1 protein-coding gene is annotated in these 273 nt (G+C 71.1%); it reads right to left on the bottom strand.

Annotated features, from left to right (window positions below; genetic code table 11):
* The coding region (locus ACXAHG_RS23610) for a calcium-binding protein (RefSeq protein WP_475061274.1) at positions 1-273 on the bottom strand (273 nt) is incomplete at both ends.

Here is a 273-nt window from a genome sequence, read left to right as displayed (position 1 = left end):
GTCGTTGCCGCCGCCGCCCTTCAGCGTATCCTCGCCATGGCCGCCGTCCAGCACGTCATTGCCGCCGCCGCCCAGCAGCGTGTCGTTGCCGCAGCTGCCCTGCAGCACATCGGCGCCGCCGCGGCCGCTGATCTTGTCATTGCCGCCGCCCGCGTCGATGCCGTCATCGCCGCCGGTGCCGAGCACCGTGTTGTCGCCGCCGTTGCGGGTGATCATGCCGAGGCTGCGGTCCAGGTGGCCGTGGTGGCTGACGCCGTAATCCGCCAGAATGTC

Source organism: Leisingera sp. ABD4_442, from assembly GCF_056160905.1.
The sequence above is the reverse complement of the archived record's forward strand: the minus strand, read 5'-3'. Positions and strand labels throughout refer to the sequence as shown.